Raw genomic sequence first — 22,669 nt, forward strand, 5'->3', positions numbered from 1 at the left:
AGTAGCATGTGTGAGTGGTAACCGCTCTGTATCGCCGCTATCGGCCCGACACCTTCGCCGAGATGATCGGCCAGTCGCAGGTGACGGAGCCGCTGATGACGGCGCTGCGCACCAACCGGGTCAACCACGCGTACCTGTTCTCCGGCCCGCGCGGCTGCGGCAAGACCACGTCGGCGCGCATCCTGGCCCGCTGCCTCAACTGCGCGGAGGGCCCGACCGACACCCCGTGCGGAAAGTGCGCGAGCTGCGTCGAGCTCAGCCGCGACGGAGCCGGGTCCCTCGACGTCGTCGAGATCGACGCCGCCAGCCATAACGGCGTCGACGACGCGCGTGACATCCGCGAGCGGGCGATCTTCGCCCCGGCCCGCGACCGCTACAAGATCTTCATCCTCGACGAGGCGCACATGGTCACCCCGCAGGGCTTCAACGCCCTGCTGAAGATCGTGGAGGAGCCGCCGGAACACGTGAAGTTCATCTTCGCGACCACCGAGCCCGAGAAGGTCATCGGCACCATCCGCTCGCGCACCCACCACTACCCGTTCCGGCTGGTGCCGCCCGCCCAGATGCTGGAGTACGTCCAGGGGCTCTGCGACAGCGAGGGCATGACCGTCGCGCCGGGCGTCCTGCCGCTCGTCGTGCGCGCGGGAGGCGGTTCGCCCCGCGACACGCTCTCGCTCCTCGACCAGCTGATGGCCGGGTCCGAGGGCAGCTCGATCGAGTACGAGCGGGCTGTCGCGCTTCTCGGCTATACTCACGCCGCCCTCCTCGACGAGGTCATCGACGCCATCGCCGCGCGCGACGCCGCCGGTGCGTTCGCCGCGGTCGACCGCGTCATCCAGACCGGGCAAGACCCGCGCCGGTTCGTCGACGACCTCCTGGAGCGGCTGCGCGACCTCATCGTGGTCGCCGCGACGAGTGTCGAAGGCGCCGCCGCCGTGCTGCGCGGCGTTCCTCAAGACGAGCTCGATCGCATGGGCGTGCAGGCGATGAAGTTCGGCGCCGCCGAACTCAGCCGCTCGGCCGACATTGTCAACGCAGCGCTCACCGAGATGACCGGGGCGACCTCACCCCGCCTGCATCTCGAGCTGATGATCGCGCGTGTGCTGGTGCCGTCGAGCGACGACACCGAGCGCGGTGCGCTCGCCCGCGTCGAGCGCCTCGAGCGCCGAATCGGCGTCAGCGATGCGAGCGGTCCCGACATGGTGCGTGCGGAGCAGCGGGCCGTGGCTCCCGCTCGAGCGGCAGCGCCTGCGCCGGCTGCTGCTGCGCCGGCTGCTGCGCCGGCTGCGCCTGCACCGTCCGCTCCTGCACCGTCCGCTGCCGCTCCTTCCGCTCCTGCCGCTCCTTCCGCTCCTGCCGCTCCTGCCGAGTCGACAGCTCCCGCGGCAGCCGCATCGGAGGCTCCGGCATCCGAACCCGCCGCACCCGCCGCGAAGGCGCCGGAGCGCGCTGTGCCTCCCATTGCCGCCCCGGCCGACACGCCGACTCCTGCCGGCTCCATTACGGTCGCTCCCGCAGCGCCGGCTCCCGCAGCGCCGGCTCCCGTCGGTGCGGTGACCACACAGCAGGTCAAGGACTCGTGGCCGCAGATCCTCGACGCGGTCCAGCGTGCGAAGCGCAGCGCGTGGATGGTCGTGTTCACGGCCCAGGTGCGTTCGCTGAAGGACGACGTGCTCACCCTGTCGTTCCCGAGCGACAACGACGTGCAGAGCTTCCGCCAGCCGCAGACTCCGGGCGGCCAGGGCGTGAGCGAGTATCTGCGCCAGGCGATCATCGACATCCTGGGCATCCGGGTCAAGTTCATCGCGCGCGCCGACGGCGCCCCCTCCGGCGGTGGGACGTCCCGTCCGAGCGCCGGCGCGCCGTCCGCTCCGGAGGCTCCGACCTGGCCGGGCGCCGGCAGCGACGCGAGCGGCGGTTCCGCGCCCGCGCGTCCCGTGTCGTCATCCGCCGCTCCTGCAGCTCCTGCTTCGTCGTCCGTTCCGTCATCGGCCGCGGCTTCCGCGCCGTCGGCCGCGGTCACCGAGTGGGCGACGGTCGTCATCCCGGCGTCGGCTCCCGCCGCCGTGGCCACGCTGGAACGACCGCCGGCAGACACCGGACTCCCCGCTGTTCCGGCCGTCTCGCCCTCCCCCTCGTCGCCATCCCCGGCCGTGGACGACGTGCCGCCGGACGACCTGGAGGCTCCGGAAGAGATCGAACCGCCGTACGAGACCGAGGTCCCCGATGAGCCGGAAGGTGACTGGGCTGCCGCCCCCGCTCCCGCCCCCGCCCCCGCGCCGGGCGTCGTGCCGGCGGCGCAGGCTCCTGCCTCTGCGCGCACACCCGCATCCGGCAGTCCGGTCACGGAGCGGCCAGCCGCCGAGCGACCGACCCCTGAGCGCCCAGCCGCCGAGCGCCCTGCGCCCGACGGCCCCGCGCCGGAGCGCTCCGCCCCGGCCGCCGGGTCGCGCACGCCGACGTTCCAGGCGCCCCAGCGTTATGGCGAAGCCGTCGTCCGCGAGATCCTCGGGGCGACGCTCCTCGAGGAGCAGCCCGCACCTCCCTCGCCGGGGATGAGGTAGCGGCGTGTACGAGGGCATCGTCCAAGAGCTGATCGACGAGCTGGGCCGCCTTCCCGGCATCGGTCCGAAGTCGGCGCAGCGCATCGCGTTCCACATCCTGCAGACCGAGAGCTTCGACGTCACGCGCCTGGCCGAGGTGCTGCTCGAGGTGCGCGACAAGGTGCGGTTCTGCGAGATCTGCGGCAACGTCTCTGAACAGGTGACCTGCTCGATCTGTCGCGACCCGCGCCGCTCGCCCGAGCTGATCTGCGTGGTCGAAGAGGCGAAAGACGTCGTAGCCATCGAGCGCACCCGCGAGTTCCGCGGCCTTTACCATGTGCTCGGCGGCGCGATCAGCCCGATCGATGGCATCGGCCCCGACGACCTCCGCATCCGCCAGCTCATGCGGCGTCTCGCCGACGGCACGGTGCGGGAGGTCATCATCGCGACCGACCCCAACCTCGAAGGGGAGGCGACGGCCACCTACCTCAGTCGGCTGCTGACCACGCTCGACATCCGGGTCACGCGTCTCGCTTCCGGCCTCCCCGTGGGCGGCGACCTCGAGTACGCCGACGAGGTCACGCTCGGCCGCGCTTTCGAGGGTCGCCGCCAGGTCTCTTGACCTCCATCCTCGACCCTGCGTTTCGTCGGGGGTCGAGGACAGCCCGGCCGGTCAGCCGAGCTCGGTCCAGCTCTGGGCGGTGGTGCCGAGTCAGAGAGAGACCGTGAGGCCGGAGACCGGGGCTCCGCTTCCGAACGCGCCGACGCACTGTCCGGTTCCGACGTTCTTGTACGCCTTGGTGCTGCTGACGTACTCCCACTTCTGACGGGCGGAACTGTCGCAGGCCGCCGACCCCACGGAGGAGTCGGCTCGGGCAGTCATATCACAGGTGTTTCTCGGACTTCGGCCCGCGTCGTCACATGGCCGATCGGGCATATCCCCGGCTTGTAGAATGATCACTCCCGTGAGTTCTGGAGAGCCTGTGGCCCTGATCGTTCAGAAATTCGGCGGCTCGTCCGTCGCGAATGCCGAGAGCATCAAGCGCGTCGCCAAGCGCATCGTCGAGACGCGCAAGGCGGGCAACGAGGTCGTCGTGGCCGTCTCGGCGATGGGAGACACGACCGACGAGCTCGTCGACCTCGCGCACGAGGTCACGCCGATCCCGGCGCCGCGTGAGCTCGACATGCTGCTCACCGCGGGGGAGCGCATCTCGATGGCGCTCCTCGCCATGTCGATCAAGAGCATGGGATACGACGCGCGCTCGTTCACGGGCAGCCAAGCAGGCATGATCACCGACGCCCAGCACGGCGCCGCGCGCATTGTCGACGTCACCCCCGGGCGCATTCAAGACGCCCTCGACGAGGGCGCGATCGCCATCGTCGCCGGCTTCCAGGGCTTCAATCGCGACACCCGCGACATCACCACGCTGGGTCGCGGCGGCTCCGACACCACCGCCGTCGCCCTCGCCGCCGCCCTCGGGGCCGAGGTCTGCGAAATCTACACCGACGTCGACGGCGTGTTCACCTCCGACCCCCGGCAGGTGCCGCTCGCCCGCAAGATCGACCGGATCACCAGCGAGGAGATGCTGGAGCTCGCCGCAGCCGGTGCCAAGGTGCTGCACATCCGGGCGGTGGAGTACGCCCGTCGTCACAATGTGACTCTGCACGTGCGCTCCTCGTTCTCGAACAAAGAGGGCACTTATGTCCTCAACGAAGCAGCGGCGGCCGAGGCCGCCAAGAAGGATGGAACCGTGGAAGAGCCGATCATCTCCGGAGTGGCCACCGATCTGAGTGAGGCCAAGATCACCGTCGTCGGCGTGCCCGATGTGCCGGGCAAGGCGGCGCAGATCTTCAAGATCGTCGCGAAGGCCAACGCGAACGTCGACATGATCGTGCAGAACGTGTCCGCCGCGGCGACGAGCCTCACCGACATCTCGTTCACCCTCCCCAAGTCGGAGGGCCAGCGCGTGCTCACCGCGCTCACCGCCGAGAAGGACGAGGTCGGCTTCCAGTCGCTGCAGTACGACGACCAGATCGGCAAGCTCGCGCTCGTCGGCGCTGGCATGCGGACCAACACGGGCGTCTCGGCGGCGCTGTTCGAGGCGCTGTTCGAGGCCGGCATCAACATCGAGATGATCTCCACGAGCGAGATCCGCATCTCGGTCGTCACGCGCGCCGACACTGTCGCGGAGGCCGCCCGGGTCGTGCACAGTGCGTTCGGCCTCGACGGCGACGAGAAGGCCGTCGTCTATGCGGGCACCGGCCGCTAGGGCCGCCGGAGGCCGCGCCGTCCGGGAATGGCCACGCACGCCCGCCTGTTCGACACTTCAGACCACGACTCGAAGGATCACACCATGAGCGAGACCATCCCCGGCCTTGACATCGCCGTCGTCGGCGCCACCGGCCAGGTCGGCAGCGTGATGCGCCGCCTCCTGGAGGAGCGCGACTTCCCTGTGAAGAGCATCCGCTACTTCGCGTCCTCGCGCTCGGCCGGCACGACCCTGCCCTTCCGCGGCCGGGAGATCACCGTGGAGGACGTCGCGACCGCCGACATCTCCGGCATCGACATCGCGCTCTTCTCGGCCGGCGCCACCGGCTCCAAGGCGCACGCCCCGCGGTTCGCCGAGGCCGGCGCCATCGTCATCGACAACTCGAGCGGCTGGCGCATGGACCCCGACGTGCCGCTCGTGGTCTCCGAGGTCAACCCGGAGGCGATCGCGGACGCACGCAAGGGCATCATCGCCAACCCGAACTGCACCACGATGGCCGCCATGCCCGTGCTGAAGGTGCTGCACGAGGAAGCCGGCCTCCAGCGGCTCATCGTGAGCACCTACCAGGCCGTCTCGGGATCCGGGCTCGCGGGTGCGGAGGAGCTGGCCGGTCAGGTCCGCGCCGCGGTCGCCGACGAGAACCTCCTGCAGCTCGTCCACGACGGCTCGGCCGTCCCAATGCCGCGCCCGGTCACGTACGTGCGGCCGATCGCGTTCGACGTCATCCCGCTGGCCGGCTCGATCGTCGAAGACGGCCGGAACGAGACCGACGAGGAGAAGAAGCTCCGCAACGAGAGCCGCAAGATCCTCGGCCTCCCCGACCTCTTGGTGAGCGGCACCTGCGTGCGCGTGCCGGTCTTCACCGGGCACTCGCTGTCCATCAACGCCGAGTTCGGTTCCCCGATCACCCCGGAGCGCGCCGCCGAGCTGCTCGCCGACGCGCCGGGCGTCCGTCTCACCGACGTGCCGACGCCGCTGGAGGCCGCGGGACAGGACCCGAGCTATGTCGGCCGCATCCGCTCGGACGAGGGCGCTCCGGAGGGTCGCGGGCTCGCGCTGTTCATCAGCAACGACAACCTCCGCAAGGGCGCCGCGCTCAATGCGGTGCAGATCGCGGAGCTCGTCGCCGAGCGCCTGAGCAGCCGCGTCGCCGGCTGACTCTCGCCGAAGGGCACGCACACGCCCCTAAAATCACGAAATAGGGGCGTTTGCGTGCCCTTCGGCGCCTCAGCTTGCGCGATTTGTCTTGATGTCGAGACAGATTTCGGGCGCTACGACGGAGCCGGAGCGCCCTCACCGTAGGATTGTCGGGTGAGCACTGATCCCATCGACGTCGTCCTGATCGGCGGCGGCATCATGAGCGCGACGCTGGGCTCCCTGATCCAGCGTGTGCAGCCCGACTGGAGCATCCGCATCTACGAGTCGCTGGGCGCCGTCGCTCAAGAGAGCTCCAACCCGTGGAACAACGCAGGTACCGGCCACGCCGCCCTCTGCGAGCTCAACTACATGCCGGAGGCCACCGACGGCTCCGTCGACCCCGCCAAGGCGATCAGCATCAACGAGCAGTTTCAGCTGAGCCGTCAGTACTGGGCGTCCCTCGTCGCCGCCGGGCATCTGCCCGATCCGCGCTCGTTCATCAACGCGACACCGCACATGACCTTCGTGCGCGGCCGTGACAACGTCCGCTACCTCCGCAAGCGCTACGAGGCGCTCAAAGACCAGCCGCTCTTCGAAGGCATAGAGTACTCCGAAGATCCCGCGACGATCGGCGAGTGGACCCCTCTGCTCACCAAGAAGCGCAGCGCCAAGCAGCGCATCGCGGCCACCAGGCAGACCGCGGGCACCGACGTCGACTTCGGCGCACTCACGCGCGCGCTGGTCGACGACCTCGTCGACAACGGAGCCGAGCTCGCGCTCAACCACCGGGTGCGCGGCATCAAGCGCACGTCCGACGGCCTTTGGCGCATCAAGGTGCGCCACGAGGTCGGCCACACGCCGCACGAGGCCATCGCTCGGTTCGTGTTCGTCGGTGCGGGAGGCGGCGCGCTGCACCTGCTGCAGAAGTCGGGCATCCCCGAGATCAAGGGCTTCGGCGGCTTCCCGATCTCCGGGCAGTTCCTGCGCACGTCCGACCCGAAGATCGTCGCCCAGCATCAGGCCAAGGTCTACGGCAAGGCCGCCGTCGGCGCCCCGCCGATGTCGGTGCCCCACCTCGACACCCGTATCGTCGACGGCGAGGCGTCGCTGCTGTTCGGCCCATACGCCGGCTTCAGCCCCAAGTTCCTGAAGAGCGGCAGCTGGTGGGACCTCCCCGGCTCGGTCCGGGCCGGCAACCTGGGGCCGATGCTCGCCGTCGCGCGCGACAACTTCGACCTCATCAAGTATCTGGCCGGCGAGGTGCTGGCCAATCGCGCCAAGAAGATGAAGGCCCTGCAGGAGTTCATGCCCACCGCCAAGTCGGAGGACTGGGAGCTCATCACCGCGGGCCAGCGCGTGCAGGTGATGAAGAAAGACCCCAAGAAGGGCGGCGTGCTGCAGTTCGGCACCGAGGTGATCGCTTCGGCCGACGGCTCCATCGCCGGCCTGCTCGGCGCCTCCCCGGGCGCGTCGACCGCGGTCCCGATCATGATCGACCTGCTTCAGCGCTGCTTCCCCGACCGCTATGCAGGCTGGCTGCCGACGCTCGAGAGGCTGATCCCGACGGTGGGCACGACGCTCAACGATCGCCCGAAGGAGGCCGCGCGCGTGCTCGCGCAGACCGCGGCGGTGCTCGGCCTGGAGGAGCAGCCGGCCTGGCAGGTCGTCCGGGCCTGACCTCCCGTCCTGCAGTCGACCCCTACCGCGCGGTACGGATCGTACTGGACAGTCGCGCCGTCGACCTGTTACAGTCGTCGGCGCTATGAAGTGAGAACCTCCTCTCGTCCCGCGCCCGAGGCGCCGTCGATCGTTGAGCGACCCCTGAGGTCCCGCGCTGCCCGGTCATCCAGTACGTACTGGAATCCGACATCGGGCGCTCCAGCGCGATCGTTGACGGAAGTCCGCCCGGCGGGAACCTGCTCCCGATGGAGCGCCCGGAAGGTGGTTCTCATGCATACCCTCACACTCTCCCCGCTTCGCGCGGACGGCATCTCGGTGCGCTACGGCGACCGGCGCGTGCTCTCCGACGTGTCGCTGACGGTGCCTCCTGGCGCCCGCATCGGTCTGATCGGCGAGAACGGCGTCGGCAAGTCGACACTGCTGCGCGTGCTCGCGGGGGCCGAGGTTCCCGACTCGGGCGTCGTCTCGCGGCCGCGTCGCGTCGGCTTCCTCTGGCAGGAGGTGCGCTTCCGCCCGGAGGACACGCTCGCGTCCCTGATGGAGGGCGCCCTCGCGGAGGTGCGCGCGATCGAGCGCGAGCTGGAGGCCGCGTCGCACGCTCTGGCGGGCGATGATCCAGCCGCGGCGGCGCGCTACGACGAGGCGCTGAGCGCGGCCGAGCGCGCCGAGGTCTGGACGGCGGAGCCGCGTCGCGACGCGCTGCTCGACGGCCTCGGCGTCGGCGGCATCCCGCTGGCCCGACGGCTCTCGGAGGTTTCGGGAGGCCAACGCAGCCGGTTCGCCCTGGCAGCGCTGCTGCTCGGGCGCCCTGATGTGCTGTTGCTGGACGAGCCGACCAACCACCTCGACGACGCTGCAGCGGAGTTCCTGGAGTCGCAGCTCCTCGGCTGGCGCGGTCCGGTGCTCTTCGCGAGCCATGACCGTGCCTTCCTCGACTCGGCGGCCACCGGACTGCTCGACCTGGACCCGACACGCACCGGCACCACGGTCTTCGGTGGCGGCTACAGCGCGTACCTCGCCGAGAAGGCGGCCGAGCGCGCCCGCTGGGAGAAGCAGTACGCCGACGAGCAGGCCGAGCTCGGGGCGCTCAAGCACGCGGTCGACGTCACGGCGCGCTCGATCGCGTGGTCGGGCAAAGTCCGCGACAACGACAAGTTCGTCAAGTCGTATAAGGGCAACACCCTCGACCGGCAGATCAGCCGACGCATCCGCAACGCCGACGGCCGGCTCGACGAGCTGACGAAGACGCAGGTGCGCAAGCCGCCGAAGCCGCTGAGCTTCACCGGGATCCCCGCGGGGTTCCAGCACCTGGGCCAAGAGGCCGGATCGCTGCTTCAGGCGGACGACCTCCACGTGCCCGGGCGGCTGACCCTGGGCCGCTTCGCGGTCGAGGCAGAGTCGCGCGTGCTGGTGACCGGGCCGAACGGTGCGGGCAAGTCGACTCTGCTGTCGGTACTGGCAGGGCGGATCGTGCCGCTCGTCGGGACCGTTCACCGCCGTAGCGGGCTGCGGGTCGAGCTTCTGGAGCAGGATGTGCGCTTCGCGGACCCGACGCAGACGCCGCGGCGGATCTACGAACTGGCGCTCGGGGAGCGGCGCGCCGAATCGGTGCCGCTGTCCGGTCTGGGGCTGGTCGCGCCACGCGACCTCGACCGGGAGGTCGGACAGCTCTCCGTGGGGCAGCAGCGCCGGTTGGCGCTGGCGCTCATCCTGGCCCGGCCTCCGCACGTGTTCCTGCTCGACGAGCCGACCAACCACCTCTCGCTCGGACTCGCGACCGAGCTGGAAGAGGCGCTGGGCGGATACCCGGGCGCGGTCGTCGTGGCGAGTCACGACCGGTGGCTGCGCGAACGGTGGGCGGGCGAGACGTTCGATCTCGTCAGCAGCCGATGAAAGCCTTGTCCGACGCCCATCCCGCATTAGCCCACTTCGAGGCGGCCGGAGGGGTGAATGCGGGGTAGACGTCGGACAGGCCGTCGAGCAGCCAGTTCGTGAAGCGGGCGGCACCCTGCGGACAGGTGTGGATGCCGTCGTCGCTGCGGTAGCGCTTGCCGTCCACGGTCTTCGTGAACGATGTTCCCCAGACAGCGGATGCGTCGAGCACGTGCGCTCGACCGCCCGAGCGCTCGGCGACCGCCTGAGCGGCGGCTGTCGTCCGGGCGAGGTCCTCCAGGTGCGGGGCGTAGAAGTCGTCGGCCGCGATGGGAGGCACGGTGACGAAGATGACTTTCGCGTCGCCCGCAGCGTCGACGAGGCGCTGGTAAGCGCGCTCGAGCTCTTCCGAGGAACCCCAGTCGTAGGTGGTCACCTGGTAGACGACCGTGCTCGGCTTCATCGTCCGGAGCCGTTCGTCGAGCGTCTCCCAGGTCGTCTTCCCGAGATCGCCGACCACCGTGCCGCCGCCGGCTGCGGCGATCGAGCTGAACTCGACCTTCGCGGCATCGAACGCGAACGAGAGAGGCAGCGAGAGGCCATCGGCGATCGAGTCGCCCAGCCAGAGCACCCGCGAGAGTCCCTCGGCGGGCGGCGCCAGCTCGGTCGTGGGGGCCGATCCGGAGGCGGAAGTGCTGGAGTCCTTCCCAGTCGAGCAGGCGCACGTGAATGCGAGCACCGAGGCGGCGAGAGCGGCGGTCAGAGTGAGAGTGATTGATCGTTTCGTCGTCATGACCTCCATGGTTCGCCTGCTGCGTCGCCGGATCTTCTCCCGTTCGTCCCGTTCGTGTCGCAGTCCGCTGAGGATGGTCCCGTGAGGCGGTGACCCGACCGATCATCGGGAAAGCGCCGGGATACTGGGGGCGTGTCCAGACTCCTTCTCGTGGAAGACGATCGTCCGCTGCAACGCGGGATGCAACTGGGGCTGCAACGGCACGGTTACGAGGTTCTCGTCGCCGACGACGGCGAGGCCGGCCTCCGACTGTTCCGTGACGAGCTGCCCGATGTCGTGATCCTCGACGTGCAGCTGCCCGGGATCGACGGCGTCGAGGTGTGCAGACGCATCCGCTCGATCAGCGGTGTGCCCGTGATCGTGGTCACCGCGCTCGACGACGATTACGACATCGTGGCCGGTCTCGAAGCGGGTGCGGACGACTACGTGGTCAAGCCGGTCCGGCCGGCTGTGCTCGACGCGCGCATTCGTGCCGTGCTCCGCCGCACCGACCCGGGGGATGAAGGCGTGCGTGAACTCGGAGCTCTGCGGATCGCGTTGGCGTCGTTGTCCGTGACCCTGGACGGGACTCCGATCGAGCTCACCGCGAGCGAGCTGAAACTGCTGCTCGCCCTCTCGGCGGAGCCCGGTCGCGTGCTCAGTCGGCAGCAGCTGCTCCGTGAGGTCTGGGAGCACGAGTACCTCGGCGATTCCAGGCTGGTCGACAACTGCGTTCAGCGATTGCGGGCCAAGATCGAAGACGATCCCGCACGGCCGCGCTACATCCAGACCCTCCGCGGCTTCGGTTACCGGTTCGGTCCCACGTGAGGGGGCGGAGCGTTTTTCGCGGGCTGCGAGGGAGACTCGTGATCGCGTTCGTCACCATCGCCGTGATCGGGGTGGGGACGGCGTCATGGCTGAGCGCTGCTGCCGCCAGCACGGCTCTGATCGAGTCGACCGACCGAAGTGCGCTCGACGACCTCGTCAGGCGCGCGTCCGAGGTCGCCCCCGGTGTGATGTTCCCGCCCGACCGAGCCGCGCTCGACGCCCTCCGGTCGGCCCTCGGCGGCGACGCTCTCGTGATCTTCGACGGAACGCGATCGACGGAGGGCCGTACGGCCGAGCTGGTCAGCCCTGTGCTGCGGGCGGCGGTCTCCCGTGGCGAGCGTCCGGCTCTTCAGACGGTGGTCGACGACGACGGCCGGCCCTGGGTCGTGGTCGGGGCGCCGATCATGACCACGGCTCCGGACGGATCGCGGACGCCTTCCGGGGTGGAGGTGTATGCGGCCCGCGACCTCGGGGACGTGCAGGCACACATCGACGAGCTGGTCCGGTACGCGTTCCTCGCGGCCGCGTTGTCCCTCCCGGTGGCCGGCATCGCGGCACTGGTTGTGGCGCGTGGTGTGCTGCGGCCGGTCATCGAGCTGCGGGACACAGCCCGCCGGCTCGCTGCGGGCGATCTCGATGCTCGATCGCGTCGCGTCGGTGCTGACGAGCTGGGTGAGCTGGCGGTCACGGTGAACAGGATGGCGGAGTCGATCGCTTCGTCGGTGGAGACGATGCGAGTCCGAGAAGCGGATGCCCGGAGGTTCGCCGCCGACGTGTCGCACGAGCTCCGGACCCCGCTCGCGACCCTGACGGCCGCTTCCGAGCTGCTGGCGTCGTCTGCGGACGATCTGGAGCCGGACGCGCGCGAATCGGTCGGGCTGGCGGTCACGGAGACCCAGCGGCTGGTCCGCCTGGTCGAGGAGCTGATGGAGGTCTCCCGCATCGATGCCGGAACCGCGCGGGTGCGGTCCGAGCGGGTCGCCGTCGCCGAAGCGGTTCGCGAGAGCCTCCGGGTCCGCGGATTCCTCGACAGTGTGGAGTTGACCGTCGAGTCGGAGCGAGCCGTGGCGACCGATCGGCGCCGGCTCGATGTGATGATCGCCAACCTCGTCGGCAATGCACTGCGGCACGGGAAGCCTCCCGTCAGCGTCCGGGTCAGCGCAGTGGGGTCGGGCGTGCGCGTCGAGGTGACCGATCGCGGCCCCGGCATCTGCGTGCAGCCGGTCGAGCGGGTGTTCGACCGATTCTTCAAGGCCGATGAGGGGCGTTCGGGCGATGGCAGCGGGCTGGGCCTGTCCCTCGCGCGAGAGAACGCTCGGCTGCTCGGAGGCGACATCATCGCCGAGAACCGGGCGCACGGAGGTGCGCGGTTCGTTCTCACTCTGCCCGGAACCGATCCGCTGAGCGGATCGGAGGCGGATCCCGAAAGGACGGTCCGATGAGGAGGCTCGCCGTTCTCGCCGCGCTCGCGGTCGGGGTCTCAATGGCCATCGGCGGATGCAGCGTGCAACCCACCGGGGTGCGTTCGGCTGGTGAGGCACCGACGGGGCTCGCGCCAGGGGTCACGCTCTACTTCGTGGACGAGCAGGGCGACCTCCGCCCGCAACTGCGCGAGACGGGCCGCCTGGGCACGGTCGCCGACGCGGTCTCTCTCCTGTTGAGCGGCGCGCAGTCTTCGGCGCTGCACTCGGAGATCGCGGACGTCGGCGTCACCCGCGTGCAACGTGTGCCGGAGCAGGGCGCGATCGGTCTCCGCCTCCCACTCGCGCTATCCGATGTCACGCAGACGGGCATCGATCAGATCGTGTGCACCGCGCTGGTGAGCCACATTCAGCACGGCGGTTCGCCGTCCGCCCGGGTGCGGCTGGTGTTCACCATTCCGGAGCCAGGGTCGGATATCGACCGCAGCTGCCCGCTTCTGCCTCAAAGTCCGTCGAGGTCGATAACCGGCGCGTCGGGTGGTGGCAACACCAGCCCTGCGGTGACCACGGCCACGACGGCGACGAGGAGCCCGATCTGCACGATGAGAGCCGGCTTTCCGGTGAGCATGAATCGGACGGGGTCCTCGACCAGGACGAGCGAGAGCGTCGCGACGGCGACCGAGACGCTGAGCACGAGGCCGACCTGGAGCACACCGGACAGACCGGTGCGGGCCGGCGAGAGCAGGGCCATCACAGGCCAATGCCACAGGTAGAGGCCGTAAGAGATCCGCCCGGCCCACCGCAGCGGCGACCACGCGAGGATCCGCCCGATGATGGTCGGCGCGCGCTGGGCGATCACGGCGACGAGGAACGCGCACGCAAGTGAATGGAGGGTCAGGCCGCCCCGGAACAGCCACGCCGATTCAGTGCCGTCGGAGCAGATCCACAGCATGCCGATGGTCAGGCCCGCCAGGACCGCGAGCAGCTCACGCCATCCGGCCCTGACCCGGGCCAGCGCGTTCCGGATCGGGGCGGTCGCGAACGCCGCTCCGAGGAGGAGCGCACAGGCCCGCGTGTCGGTTCCGATGTACACACGAGTGGGGTCCGCGGGATCGGCGAGGCCGATCAGTGCGGCGGCGGAGAGCGCGGCGAGCAGCAGGGCCAGGGTCGCGACCGCGACTTGGCTCCTGCGTGCGACGACGAGCACCGCCACGACGAGCAGGGGCCAGATCGCGTAGAACTGCTCTTCGACCGCGATGCTCCACAGGTGCTCGAGCGCCCGTGGCACACCGAACCGGTCCCAGTAGCCGAACGAGTCGGCGATCAGATGCCAGTTCAGGATGTTGGCCGCAGCCCACGGCGTGTCCGATCGGGTCGTCAGGATGAGGTCGCGGTCGCCGCTCATGGCCACCGCGACCGAGACGCCGACGATCATCAGCGAGAACGCGGGGAGCAGGCGCCGGACGCGCCTTGCCCAGAACGCGGCGAGCGAGATGCGTCCGGTGTCGGCATGCTCGCGCAGCAGGAGGCTGGTGATGAGGTACCCGGAGAGCACGAAGAAGAGGTCGACGCCGAGGAAGCCTCCGCCGAAGAGGTCGAGGTGGAAGAGCAGGACGGCGATGATGGCGATGCCACGCAAGCCGTCCAATCCATGTGCGCGCGTCAGCGGACGAAGACCTGCCAGGGGCCACGCGCGGGGTGCGGTCGGAGTCGAGGCGGCTGTCATGCGTCGATGCTCTCCGACCTGGTTCGCCGGGCGGTCCTCGCTTCGTCGCAGTCGTGTCGCAGCCTGTCGTGGCGCCTGTCATGTCTCCACAGATAGGTGACAGTTCTAGATCAAAACAGCGGTGACGATATCGGCGGTCGTGGTGGTGACACTTCAGCGCCCATTGCCAGTGCCGAGGCTCGTTGGGTGAGTGTTATCCAACCCATCGATCCCCGTGTCCGCCTCGCGATCGCTCAGTGGCCCGACGATGCACCGCGCGGTGCAGTCTCTGCGTTCTGCTCTGAGAATGGCATCTCGCGCAAATCGTTCTACGAACTGCGGAGGCGCGCTCGAGTCGAGGGGCCGGCCGCTGTGCTCGAGCCCAAGTCCCGGCGCCCACGGTCGAGCCCATCGAAGGTGCCGGACCACATCAAGTCTCAGGCGGTGCAAGTGCGGGCTGCGCTTGAGGCCTCGGGGCTCGACCACGGGCCGATCAGCGTGCACGACAAGATGCACGCAATGGGGCTTGAAATGGTGCCGTCGATCGCTTCACTTGCCCGAATCTTCCGACAGGCAGGCGTCGCGAAGGCGGAACCGAAGAAGAAACCTCGATCAGCGTGGCGACGCTTCGTCTATCCGGCACCGAACGCGTGCTGGCAACTCGACGCCACAGAGTATGTGCTCACTGGTGGTCGCAAGTGCGTGATCTTCCAGCTCATCGACGATCACTCCCGATATGCGGTCGCTTCCCACGTCGCCTGGGGCGAGACCGCCGAAGCCGCCATCGTCGTATTCGACAAAGCGGTTGTCGCCCACGGGGTTCCCCAACGACTGCTTTCCGACAACGGGATCGCACTCGATCCCACGCGACGCGGCTCCATCGGCCGGCTCGTGAAGCACGTCTCAAGCATGGGGACCGAGGCGATCACCGGCAAACCTTACAAGCCGACCACGCAGGGCAAGAATGAACGCTTTCACCAGACTCTGTTCCGCTATCTCGACAAGCAACCGCTTGCCGAGACTCTGGCGAGCCTCCAAGCCCAAGTCGATGCGTTCGACCAGATCTACAACACCGAGCGCCCCCACCAGGGCCTGCCCGGACGCATCACACCCCATGAGGCCTGGCACGCCACTCCGAAGGCCGAAGCACCCCACCCAAACCAGTGCAGCCTTTGTTCATCCCCACAGCTCGCAAGCAGTTCGAACCCACCCCGGCCCCATCCAGCCTCCCGGCCGGTGTCCACCTCAGAACCCTGGACAGCGGCGGCACCTTCACGCTGGCAAACGTCACCTACATCGTCGGCGGCCAACATCGGAGGGACTGTGGATTTAACGGTGTTTCCGGCCTGACGCGCTGCGTGTGATGTGTGGCGGGGAAGGTGCCGTGATGACGACGACACTGGATGTTGTGAGTCCGAAGAAACACCATGATGATGACCGTTCCGCGGAGGCCGCTGCGGCGGCCGAGCTGGTGCGGCTGGCCAAAGAGCAGGGTCTGGCTCTGACGGGCCCGGACGGGTTGCTGAAGCTGTTCACGAAGAACGTGCTCGAGACCGCGCTGAACGAGGAGCTGACCGAGCACCTCGGCCATGAGAAGAACCGGGCTGACCTCGACCGTGAGAGCGGAAACGTGCGCAACGGGACTCGGCCGAAGACCGTGCTGACCGAAGCGACCGGGCAGGTCACGATCGATGTGCCGCGGGATCGCGATGGGTCGTTCGAGCCGAAGATCGTGAAGAAGCGCCAACGTCGGTTGAACGGGGTCGAGGAAATCGTCCTGTCGTTGTATGCGAACGGGCTCACCACTGGTGAGATCTCGGCGCACTTCGCTCAGATCTATGGTGCCTCGGTCTCGAAGGAGACGATCTCCAGGATCACGGACAAGGTGATCGACGAGATGAACGAATGGTCCGCCAGGCCGCTCGAGGAGGTCTATGCGGCGATCTTCATCGATGCGATCGTGGTGAAGATCCGCGACGGGCAGGTCGCGAACCGGCCGATCTATGCCGCGATCGGAGTCACCCTCGCTGGCGAGAAGGACGTCCTCGGACTCTGGGCTGGGACCGGCGGTGAGGGTGCGAAGTTCTGGATGAGTGTCCTCACCGACATCAAGAATCGTGGGGTGCGTGACACGTTCTTCCTCGTCTGCGATGGTCTGAAGGGTTGCCCGAGGTTGTCGGCAACGTCTGGCCACTCACGACGGTGCAGACGTGCATCATCCACCTGATCCGGAACACGTTCCGGTTGGCGTCGAAGAAGGACTGGGATGCGCTCAAACGCGATGTGAAGCCGATCTATACCGCTCCGAGCCCGAACGCCGCTCGGGCCGCGTTGGAAGAGCTCGACCAGAAGTGGGGCAAGAAATACGCGGCGATTATCCGGCTCTGGGAGTCCGCGTGGGAGGAGTTCATCCCCTTCCTGGACTACGACATCGAGATTCGCCGGGTGATCTGCTCGACGAACGCGATTGAGTCCCTCAACGCCCGATACCGGCGTGCGGTGCGCGCCAGAGGACACTTCCCGACAGAGCAGGCGGCGCTCAAGTGCCTGTATCTTGTCACCAGATCACTCGACCCGACCGGTGCGGGACGAGTCCGATGGACGATGCGATGGAAACCTGCTCTCAACGCGTTCGCCATCACCTTCGCAGACCGCTGGCCGGCCGCGGAGACCTACTAAATGAAAACCGCCGGAAACACCGTTACTGAGATAGTCCCACATCGGAACCAACAGGTCCTAGCTGTAGTTCCCCGTGAGGTTGTGAACGCGGGCTGAGGGGACGAGGCCGCCGATTCCGGTGTGGGGTCTGTGGTGATTGTAGTGATGGAGCCAGGTGTCGTAGGTTGCGGCTCTGGCTTCGTCGCTGAGGTAGGCGTGCGCGTAGGCCCACTCGGTGGCCAGGGTGCGGTTGAATCGTTCGACTTTCCCGTTGGTCTGCGGCCGGTAGGGGCGCGTGCGCCGGTGCTTGACTCTCGTGCCGAGAGCGTCGGCGAACAGTTTCGACCGGTAGCACGCACCGTTGTCGGTCATGACCGCGGTGACGGTGATCCCAGCGGCGGTGAAGAACGCGTTGGCGCGCAGCCAGAATCCGGCGGCGGTCTCTTTGCGCTCATCGTTCAGGATCTCCGAGTAGGCCAGCCTGGAGTGGTCATCGATAGCGTGATGCAGGAACGCATAGCCGCGGCCGCGGTGCCGGGACGGTGCTGCTGCCCGCCCCAGGACTCGGTGGCCACCACCATCGGGGATGCGGCCGAGCTTCTTGATATCGACATGGACCAGCTGGCCGGGGCGAGCGTGCTCATAACGGACAGCCCTCGGTTTGCGGATAGGGAGCCCGGTCGCTTGATCGAGGTGGTGCAGTAGCGGCATCCGATACCGGGCCAGCACCCTGCCCACGGTGGAACGGGGAACACCGAGGTGGTAGCTGATCCGATGCGGACCCCACCGCCACCTGAACCGCAACGCCACGATCCGGCGCTCCAACCGGGCCGGACACCGATTCGGGGACGAGTGCGGGCGGGAGGGTCGGTCGGTCATCGGCAAGCCTGCGCGTGCCCGATCGACCCACCGTTTCGCCGTCGCGGGCGAGCACTGGAACCGTTCCGCCACCCGCCGCAATGACCACCCGCGCTCCAGAACCAGCTCGACCAGCCGTCGACGCCCTTCCGGCGTCAACGGTGCATTAGCGTGAGTCACGAAGACCTCCGTTGGCTAGATGTGAGTGTGGTAACCCACATCCTCCACGGAGGTCTTCGCTCACCTCAACCGTTCACAACGTGTCGGGGAACTACACCTAGCCGTCGTCGATGGCGACAAGATCATCGTCACCAACCTCGACGGCGAGATCCTCATCGAACACACCCGCCCAGCACCAGGCGTGACCTACGTCGGCAACGGCAGACCCCGCGGGCCACGACCCAGAATCGCAACGTCACCGAAGTCCTGACACGCGAACTGTCACCCATGTCCTGATGCAGAAACGTCACCGATCTCCTGAGACATCACAGCCTGTCGTGGCGCCGCTTGACGAACATTCGAACGTATGTTCGAATGGTGCCATGAGATGGAGTGGGCAGGAGCTGGCGGTGGAGGTGCCGTCGGCCCTGCCCGGTCTCGCCCGGCTGAACAACCTGGTGAGGTCGGTGCGCGCGCCCGAGTTCGCGGGCATCACATTCCACGAGATCCTCGCCAAGTCGGCGCTCAACAAGATCCCCGGTGGGGGAGGGCCGATGCCCTTCGGCTGGACGATCAACCCGTATCGCGGCTGCTCTCACGCCTGCGTGTACTGTTTCGCCCGACCCACGCATAGCTACCTCGAGCTCGACCAGGGCAAAGACTTCGACCAGGAGATCATCGTCAAGGTCAACGTGGCCGACGTGCTGCGCAAAGAGCTGGCCAAGCCGAGCTGGGGGCGCCATCCGGTCGCGCTCGGCACCAATACCGACCCGTACCAGCGCGCCGAGGGGCGCTACGCGCTCATGCCGGGCATCATCGACGCGCTCACCGAATCGGTTACGCCGTTCAGCATCCTGACCAAGGGGTCGCTGCTCCGCCGGGATCTCGAACGGCTCGCCGAGGCGTCGCGTCACGTGCCTGTCGACCTCGCCATGTCGATCGCCGTCTACGACGACGAGCTCCAACAGACGGTCGAGCCGGGAACGCCGACCACCAAGGCGCGCCTGGCGACCGTCACCGCGGTGCGCGAGCACGGCCTCGACTGCTCGGTCTTCCTGATGCCGATCCTCCCGTACCTCACCGACACGCGCGCGCACCTCGACGACGCTCTGCGGCAGGCGAAAACGGCCGGGGCCACGAGCGTCCTCTACACGGCGCTGCACCTGAAGCCCGGGGTCAAAGAGTGGTACTATCTCTGGCTCGGACGCGAGCATCCCGAGCTGCTGCCGCGCTACCGCAACATGTACGGCCGTGGAACATACGCACCGAAGGAGTACCGGGCGTGGCTCGCCTCCCGCATCAAGCCGCTGATCCGGGCGCACGGTCTCGAGCGCCGGCGGGAGGATCCGCTGACCGGGGGTGTCCGCTCCTCGGCACTCGGTTTGCTGCGCGACGGCGAGGGCGAGCGACGAACCGCCGATCGCGTCGCGCCGGAGGAGGTCGCCCCCGAGTCGGCGCTCGTGACGCTCGGCGTTCAGCCGACGCTGTTCTGAGTCGGCCGCTGAGTTGCCACTCTGAGCCTCCGCGCTGAGTGCGGTGCGGGGTACAACTCGCCCGCACGCCCGGGGTACACAGCGGCCAGGTCAACTGCCATAATCCCCACTGGGGCATCGCGGTCCAGCGTCGCTCCCCGGCGGATCCCGTCGGTCCGTCCCCCGACGAAGGAGCCCGGTGTCGCTCGGTCTTCCCAGCCACCTCTCACGGGCGGCCAACTCCAAGGCGTTGGCCGCTGCGGCCCGCTGGGCCGCGCTGGTGTGCGTGATGATGGCGGTCGCCAATGTCGCTGTCTCGACGATGGGCGGGACGACCGGCGAGGCCTCGTGGATCAGCACCCTCGTGCTGGTGCCGATGATCCTGCTCCTGATCCTGCTGGCGCGCGGTCGCACAGTGATGCTGACGATCGCCTACCTGTTGGTCGGCGCCGCGTGCACCTTCCTGTACGTCTACATCCTCTTCGAGAGCACCCCCAGCTACCGCGACACCAACCTGTTCGTGATCGCCCTCCCGGTCGTCGCGATGACTCTCGTGGGGGGAACCGGAACCGGAGCGCTCGCGGGGATCCTCTGGGCAACACTCGGTTTCGCGATCGCCGAGGCCGCCGTGCTTCTGGGCGCGAGTGCGGCTGGACGCGTGTTCCACCCCGACGGGATCTCCCTCGGCGCCTACCTACTGCTCGTCGGAGTGCTCGCGTTCGACGGACTCACGCGCGGTTCGCGATCGCGCACCCAGTCGGCCATCCACCGTGCCGTTCGCGACGCCCGTCTCGTCGACCTGCGACGCGAGCTGCTTGCCGAGTCCACCGCCGACCTCCACGACACCGTGCTCAGCGAACTCGCCGCGGTCGCCGCGACCGAGTCGGGCGAGCTCCCGCACCGGCTCCGCTTGCGCATCGATTCCGACCTGCTCGCGCTCGGTGGCGCAGTCTTCCCGGCGGACGCGGCACCGGCGGCGCTGTCTGGCGACGACGCCTGGTACGAGAGCGAGCTGCGGCGGGCCATCGAGGTCGCCCGCGACGAGGGGCTGACGGTCGATTTCTCCGGTGACCGGGAGGCGGTCGCCCAGCTGACGGACGACTCTCGGCGCGCTGTCGGGCTGGCTGTGCGGCAGTGCCTGGTCAATGTGCTGCGCCACTCCGGCAGCGCGACCGCAGAGGTGGCCGTGTCATCCGGTGACCGCTCCGTCTCGGTCATGGTGGTCGACGGAGGCCGCGGCTTCGCCGAGGCGTCCACGAGCGCCGACCGGCTCGGCCTACGGCAGTCGGTGCACGATCGCATCAGCAAGGTCGGCGGCACAGTGACCGTCTACTCGAGCGAGGACGTCGGCACGACCGTGATCATGACGCTGCCCACAGCGGAGGGCGCATGAACCGCGTGATCACCGAGACGATCGTGCGCTACCGGTCGATGCCGGTCGAACGCACTCCGCAGCGGCTGGATCCGTTGGGCGTCCAGTCCGCGTGGCTGCTGGTGCCACTGATCGGCGTGGTCGCCGTGGGCTACGCGGTGTACTCCACGATCGCGCACCAGGGGCAGCTGCGCAGCCCTGCCCTGGCCATTTGCGCGATCGTCCTGCTGACCATGGCTGTGGCGGTCGCGGCGATCCGTACGCATCCGGGCCTCGCCCCTGTCGGACTCTGGTCCCATCTCGCCATCGTCGGCGTGGCGGTGGCCTCCGCGGTCCTGTTCGATGCGGCTGTCTGGGGTCGCAACCAACGCATCCAGGACGACTGGGGCCAGATCGCAGTCGCCCTGGTGCTGACGGCGATGCCGCTCTACCGCCCGGTAGCCGAGGCGCTGGCGACGGCGGCAGCCTCCGCTCTGGTGCTCGGAGCGCTGGCCGCAGCGCAGGCGTCGTCCATGGCCATCGCGAACCACCCCGCCGTCTACGCGATGGTCGCCGCGACACCTGTTCTGGCACTGGCCTGCGGCGGCGCAGGCTGCGCCTGGACGATGACGGGAGAGACACTGCGCTGGCGCGAGGTCGCCCGCGCCGGTCAGCTCCGGCTGGACGGCGAGCTGAGGCAGGTCGCCGAAAGGATGGTGGCGCAGGAGCGCGCGACCGCTCTCAACGCGGAGGCCGTGCCCTTCCTCACCGGACTGCTGGCATCCGGTCGCATCACGCACGAGGACCGCGAGCGGGCGCGGACCATCGCGACGGGCCTGCGCCGGGCTGCAGTCGACGCGGTCGGCCGCAGCTGGCTCGCCGAGACCGTGGACCAGGCGCTCGCGCGGCGCGGAACGGCCGAGGACCCGCAGCGCTGGTCGCGCGTGCGCGATCCCGACCGGCTCGACCGGGTGCTGAGCGACGAGCAGCGCGCGATCGTCGGCGCTCTGGTCGGCACCGTCGCCGACCTGCCCGGACTCGACCCGTCGAGCGTCGCCATCGCGGTCTCCGTCCCCGACTGTCCGGTGTTCCTGCTCACGGCCAGGGCGGAGGAGCCGCGCCGCGTGCTGCGCTCCGCGCTCGTCCCGTTCCTCAGCGCGCTGCAGTCCGTGTCGATGGAGGCGTCGATGCGCGTGCGCGACGGAGGGTTGACCGTGCGGTTCGCATACCCTGGGAGGCGAGCACCATGAGTACCGCCACAGCACACCCCACGTCATCGTCCCCGCCGATCCGGCTCGCCATCCTCGACGACCACGAGATCCTCCTCGACAGCCTCGCCACCTGGATCGAGCGGAACGCGCCCGAGTTCGATCTCGTGGTGCGCGCGGAAAGCTGGCTGGAGCTGGTGCACAGCGACGCGTTCCCGACCGACCTGGTGATCATGGACCTCCAGCTTCGCGAGTCGGTGTCGATCGGCGCGCGGGTGCGCACCTGCCGTGCGGCCGGGGCGAAGGTCGTGGTCCTGAGCGCGGTCGACACCCAGGAGGACCGCGACGCGGCGCTCGCCGCCGGCGCCGTCGCGTACGTCACGAAGGCGCAGCCGATGTCGGAGTTGATCGCCGTGGCGCTCGCGGCGATGGGCAGGGACGGCACCGCAGAGGAGCCGAAGCCCGCGTGGCGTCCGCGCCCGACCGTTCCCGTGGCCTCCCGCCCCAAGCTGAGCGACGGCGAACGGCAGGCGCTCATGCTGTACGCCGACGGCCGCACGACGTCGGAGGTCGCTCGCGCCATGAACGTGCAGTACGAGACCGCCAAGACGTTTCTGCGGCGCGTGCGCGAGAAGTACGGCAAGGTCGGCAGGCCCACGAGCTCGCGGGCGGATCTCATCCGCCGCGCCGCGGAGGACGGCTACCTCACCTGAGGCTCCGGCGCCCGCATAGGAT

The 22,669-nt window shown here is 68.8% G+C and carries 16 protein-coding genes and 2 pseudogenes; 14 read left to right on the plus strand and 4 right to left on the minus strand.

Annotated elements, in window-relative coordinates:
• Positions 1 to 14: 14 nt before the first annotated feature.
• Positions 15 to 2,564: a DNA polymerase III subunit gamma and tau gene (locus ACPPVW_RS10760; protein WP_426623119.1), complete on the plus strand. Its 2,550-nt coding sequence runs from the start codon at positions 15 to 17 to the stop codon at positions 2,562 to 2,564.
• 4 nt (positions 2,565 to 2,568) lie between these two features.
• Positions 2,569 to 3,165, plus strand: coding sequence for a recombination mediator RecR (gene recR, locus ACPPVW_RS10765; protein ID WP_426623120.1), 597 nt, complete (start codon positions 2,569 to 2,571; stop codon positions 3,163 to 3,165).
• A gap of 90 nt (positions 3,166 to 3,255) precedes the next feature.
• Here recR and ACPPVW_RS10770 read toward each other — a convergent pair whose 3' ends face one another.
• Positions 3,256 to 3,426: a hypothetical protein gene (locus tag ACPPVW_RS10770; RefSeq protein WP_426623121.1), complete on the minus strand. Its 171-nt coding sequence runs from the start codon at positions 3,424 to 3,426 to the stop codon at positions 3,256 to 3,258.
• 100 nt (positions 3,427 to 3,526) lie between these two features.
• Between ACPPVW_RS10770 and ACPPVW_RS10775 the strand changes: the two genes are divergently transcribed.
• From ACPPVW_RS10775 to ACPPVW_RS10790, 4 genes are all read left to right on the plus strand, one after another.
• Positions 3,527 to 4,813 carry an aspartate kinase gene (locus ACPPVW_RS10775; protein ID WP_426626286.1) on the plus strand — a complete coding sequence of 429 codons (1,287 nt, stop codon included), beginning with the start codon at positions 3,527 to 3,529 and terminating at the stop codon, positions 4,811 to 4,813.
• An 84-nt stretch (positions 4,814 to 4,897) separates the two neighbouring features.
• Entirely contained in the window at positions 4,898 to 5,971 is a 1,074-nt protein-coding gene (locus ACPPVW_RS10780) for an aspartate-semialdehyde dehydrogenase (RefSeq protein WP_426623122.1), read from the plus strand.
• 153 nt (positions 5,972 to 6,124) lie between these two features.
• Positions 6,125 to 7,627 (plus strand): malate:quinone oxidoreductase, encoded by a 1,503-nt coding sequence (locus ACPPVW_RS10785; RefSeq protein ID WP_426623123.1) that lies wholly within the window; start codon positions 6,125 to 6,127, stop codon positions 7,625 to 7,627.
• 273 nt (positions 7,628 to 7,900) lie between these two features.
• Positions 7,901 to 9,523, plus strand: coding sequence for an ABC-F family ATP-binding cassette domain-containing protein (locus ACPPVW_RS10790; RefSeq protein ID WP_426623124.1), 1,623 nt, complete (start codon positions 7,901 to 7,903; stop codon positions 9,521 to 9,523).
• On the opposite strand, the gene ACPPVW_RS10795 is transcribed toward ACPPVW_RS10790, so the two are convergent.
• Entirely contained in the window at positions 9,510 to 10,295 is a 786-nt protein-coding gene (locus ACPPVW_RS10795) for an SGNH/GDSL hydrolase family protein (RefSeq protein WP_426623125.1), read from the minus strand. The genes ACPPVW_RS10790 and ACPPVW_RS10795 overlap by 14 nt on opposite strands.
• A gap of 132 nt (positions 10,296 to 10,427) precedes the next feature.
• Here ACPPVW_RS10795 and ACPPVW_RS10800 point away from each other — a divergent pair, with 132 nt between their 5' ends.
• Positions 10,428 to 11,102 (plus strand): response regulator, encoded by a 675-nt coding sequence (locus ACPPVW_RS10800; protein WP_426623126.1) that lies wholly within the window; start codon positions 10,428 to 10,430, stop codon positions 11,100 to 11,102.
• 38 nt (positions 11,103 to 11,140) lie between these two features.
• Entirely contained in the window at positions 11,141 to 12,544 is a 1,404-nt protein-coding gene (locus ACPPVW_RS10805) for an ATP-binding protein (protein ID WP_426623127.1), read from the plus strand.
• A 481-nt stretch (positions 12,545 to 13,025) separates the two neighbouring features.
• Here ACPPVW_RS10805 and ACPPVW_RS10810 read toward each other — a convergent pair whose 3' ends face one another.
• The gene (locus ACPPVW_RS10810; RefSeq protein ID WP_426623128.1) at positions 13,026 to 14,249 is read right to left on the minus strand and encodes an acyltransferase family protein; all 1,224 of its coding nucleotides are present in this window, start codon (positions 14,247 to 14,249) and stop codon (positions 13,026 to 13,028) included.
• Between the two features lie 186 nt (positions 14,250 to 14,435).
• On the opposite strand from ACPPVW_RS10810, the pseudogene ACPPVW_RS10815 reads away from it, so the two are divergent.
• Together ACPPVW_RS10815 and ACPPVW_RS10820 are read left to right on the plus strand one after the other, a co-directional pair.
• Positions 14,436 to 15,374 (plus strand): annotated as a pseudogene (locus ACPPVW_RS10815) (integrase core domain-containing protein); the annotation flags it as partial.
• 241 nt (positions 15,375 to 15,615) lie between these two features.
• Positions 15,616 to 16,907 (plus strand): annotated as a pseudogene (locus ACPPVW_RS10820) (IS256 family transposase).
• A 57-nt stretch (positions 16,908 to 16,964) separates the two neighbouring features.
• On the opposite strand, the gene ACPPVW_RS10825 reads toward ACPPVW_RS10820, so the two are convergent.
• Positions 16,965 to 17,924 carry an IS481 family transposase gene (locus ACPPVW_RS10825; protein WP_426623129.1) on the minus strand — a complete coding sequence of 320 codons (960 nt, stop codon included), beginning with the start codon at positions 17,922 to 17,924 and terminating at the stop codon, positions 16,965 to 16,967.
• 362 nt (positions 17,925 to 18,286) lie between these two features.
• Here ACPPVW_RS10825 and ACPPVW_RS10830 point away from each other — a divergent pair, with 362 nt between their 5' ends.
• The 4 genes from ACPPVW_RS10830 (at position 18,287) to ACPPVW_RS10845 (ending at position 22,647) form a co-directional block, all read left to right on the plus strand.
• Complete coding sequence (locus ACPPVW_RS10830) at positions 18,287 to 19,396, plus strand: Rv2578c family radical SAM protein (RefSeq protein WP_426623130.1); 1,110 nt, start codon at positions 18,287 to 18,289, stop codon at positions 19,394 to 19,396.
• 178 nt (positions 19,397 to 19,574) lie between these two features.
• The gene (locus tag ACPPVW_RS10835) at positions 19,575 to 20,768 is read left to right on the plus strand and encodes a sensor histidine kinase (protein ID WP_426623131.1); all 1,194 of its coding nucleotides are present in this window, start codon (positions 19,575 to 19,577) and stop codon (positions 20,766 to 20,768) included.
• Positions 20,765 to 21,976: a hypothetical protein gene (locus ACPPVW_RS10840; RefSeq protein WP_426623132.1), complete on the plus strand. Its 1,212-nt coding sequence runs from the start codon at positions 20,765 to 20,767 to the stop codon at positions 21,974 to 21,976. Before ACPPVW_RS10835 ends, ACPPVW_RS10840 begins: the two co-directional genes overlap by 4 nt.
• Entirely contained in the window at positions 21,973 to 22,647 is a 675-nt protein-coding gene (locus ACPPVW_RS10845; RefSeq protein WP_426623133.1) for a response regulator, read from the plus strand. Before ACPPVW_RS10840 ends, ACPPVW_RS10845 begins: the two co-directional genes overlap by 4 nt.
• Positions 22,648 to 22,669: the final 22 nt, after the last annotated feature.

This window comes from Leifsonia sp. McL0607 (genome assembly GCF_049993355.1).
Lineage (GTDB): Bacteria > Actinomycetota > Actinomycetes > Actinomycetales > Microbacteriaceae > Leifsonia.

Bases quoted from the DNA above. Each gene is read 5' to 3' on its own strand.
- ACPPVW_RS10770 (WP_426623121.1), bottom strand. From the start codon at position 3,426: ATGACTGCCCGAGCCGACTCCTCCGTGGGGTCGGCGGCCTGCGACAGT.
- ACPPVW_RS10780 (WP_426623122.1), top strand. From the start codon at position 4,898: ATGAGCGAGACCATCCCCGGCCTTGACATCGCCGTCGTCGGCGCCACC.
- ACPPVW_RS10790 (WP_426623124.1), top strand. From the start codon at position 7,901: ATGCATACCCTCACACTCTCCCCGCTTCGCGCGGACGGCATCTCGGTG.
- ACPPVW_RS10795 (WP_426623125.1), bottom strand. From the start codon at position 10,295: ATGACGACGAAACGATCAATCACTCTCACTCTGACCGCCGCTCTCGCC.
- ACPPVW_RS10810 (WP_426623128.1), bottom strand. From the start codon at position 14,249: ATGACAGCCGCCTCGACTCCGACCGCACCCCGCGCGTGGCCCCTGGCA.
- ACPPVW_RS10830 (WP_426623130.1), top strand. From the start codon at position 18,287: ATGAGATGGAGTGGGCAGGAGCTGGCGGTGGAGGTGCCGTCGGCCCTG.
- ACPPVW_RS10840 (WP_426623132.1), top strand. From the start codon at position 20,765: ATGAACCGCGTGATCACCGAGACGATCGTGCGCTACCGGTCGATGCCG.
- ACPPVW_RS10845 (WP_426623133.1), top strand. From the start codon at position 21,973: ATGAGTACCGCCACAGCACACCCCACGTCATCGTCCCCGCCGATCCGG.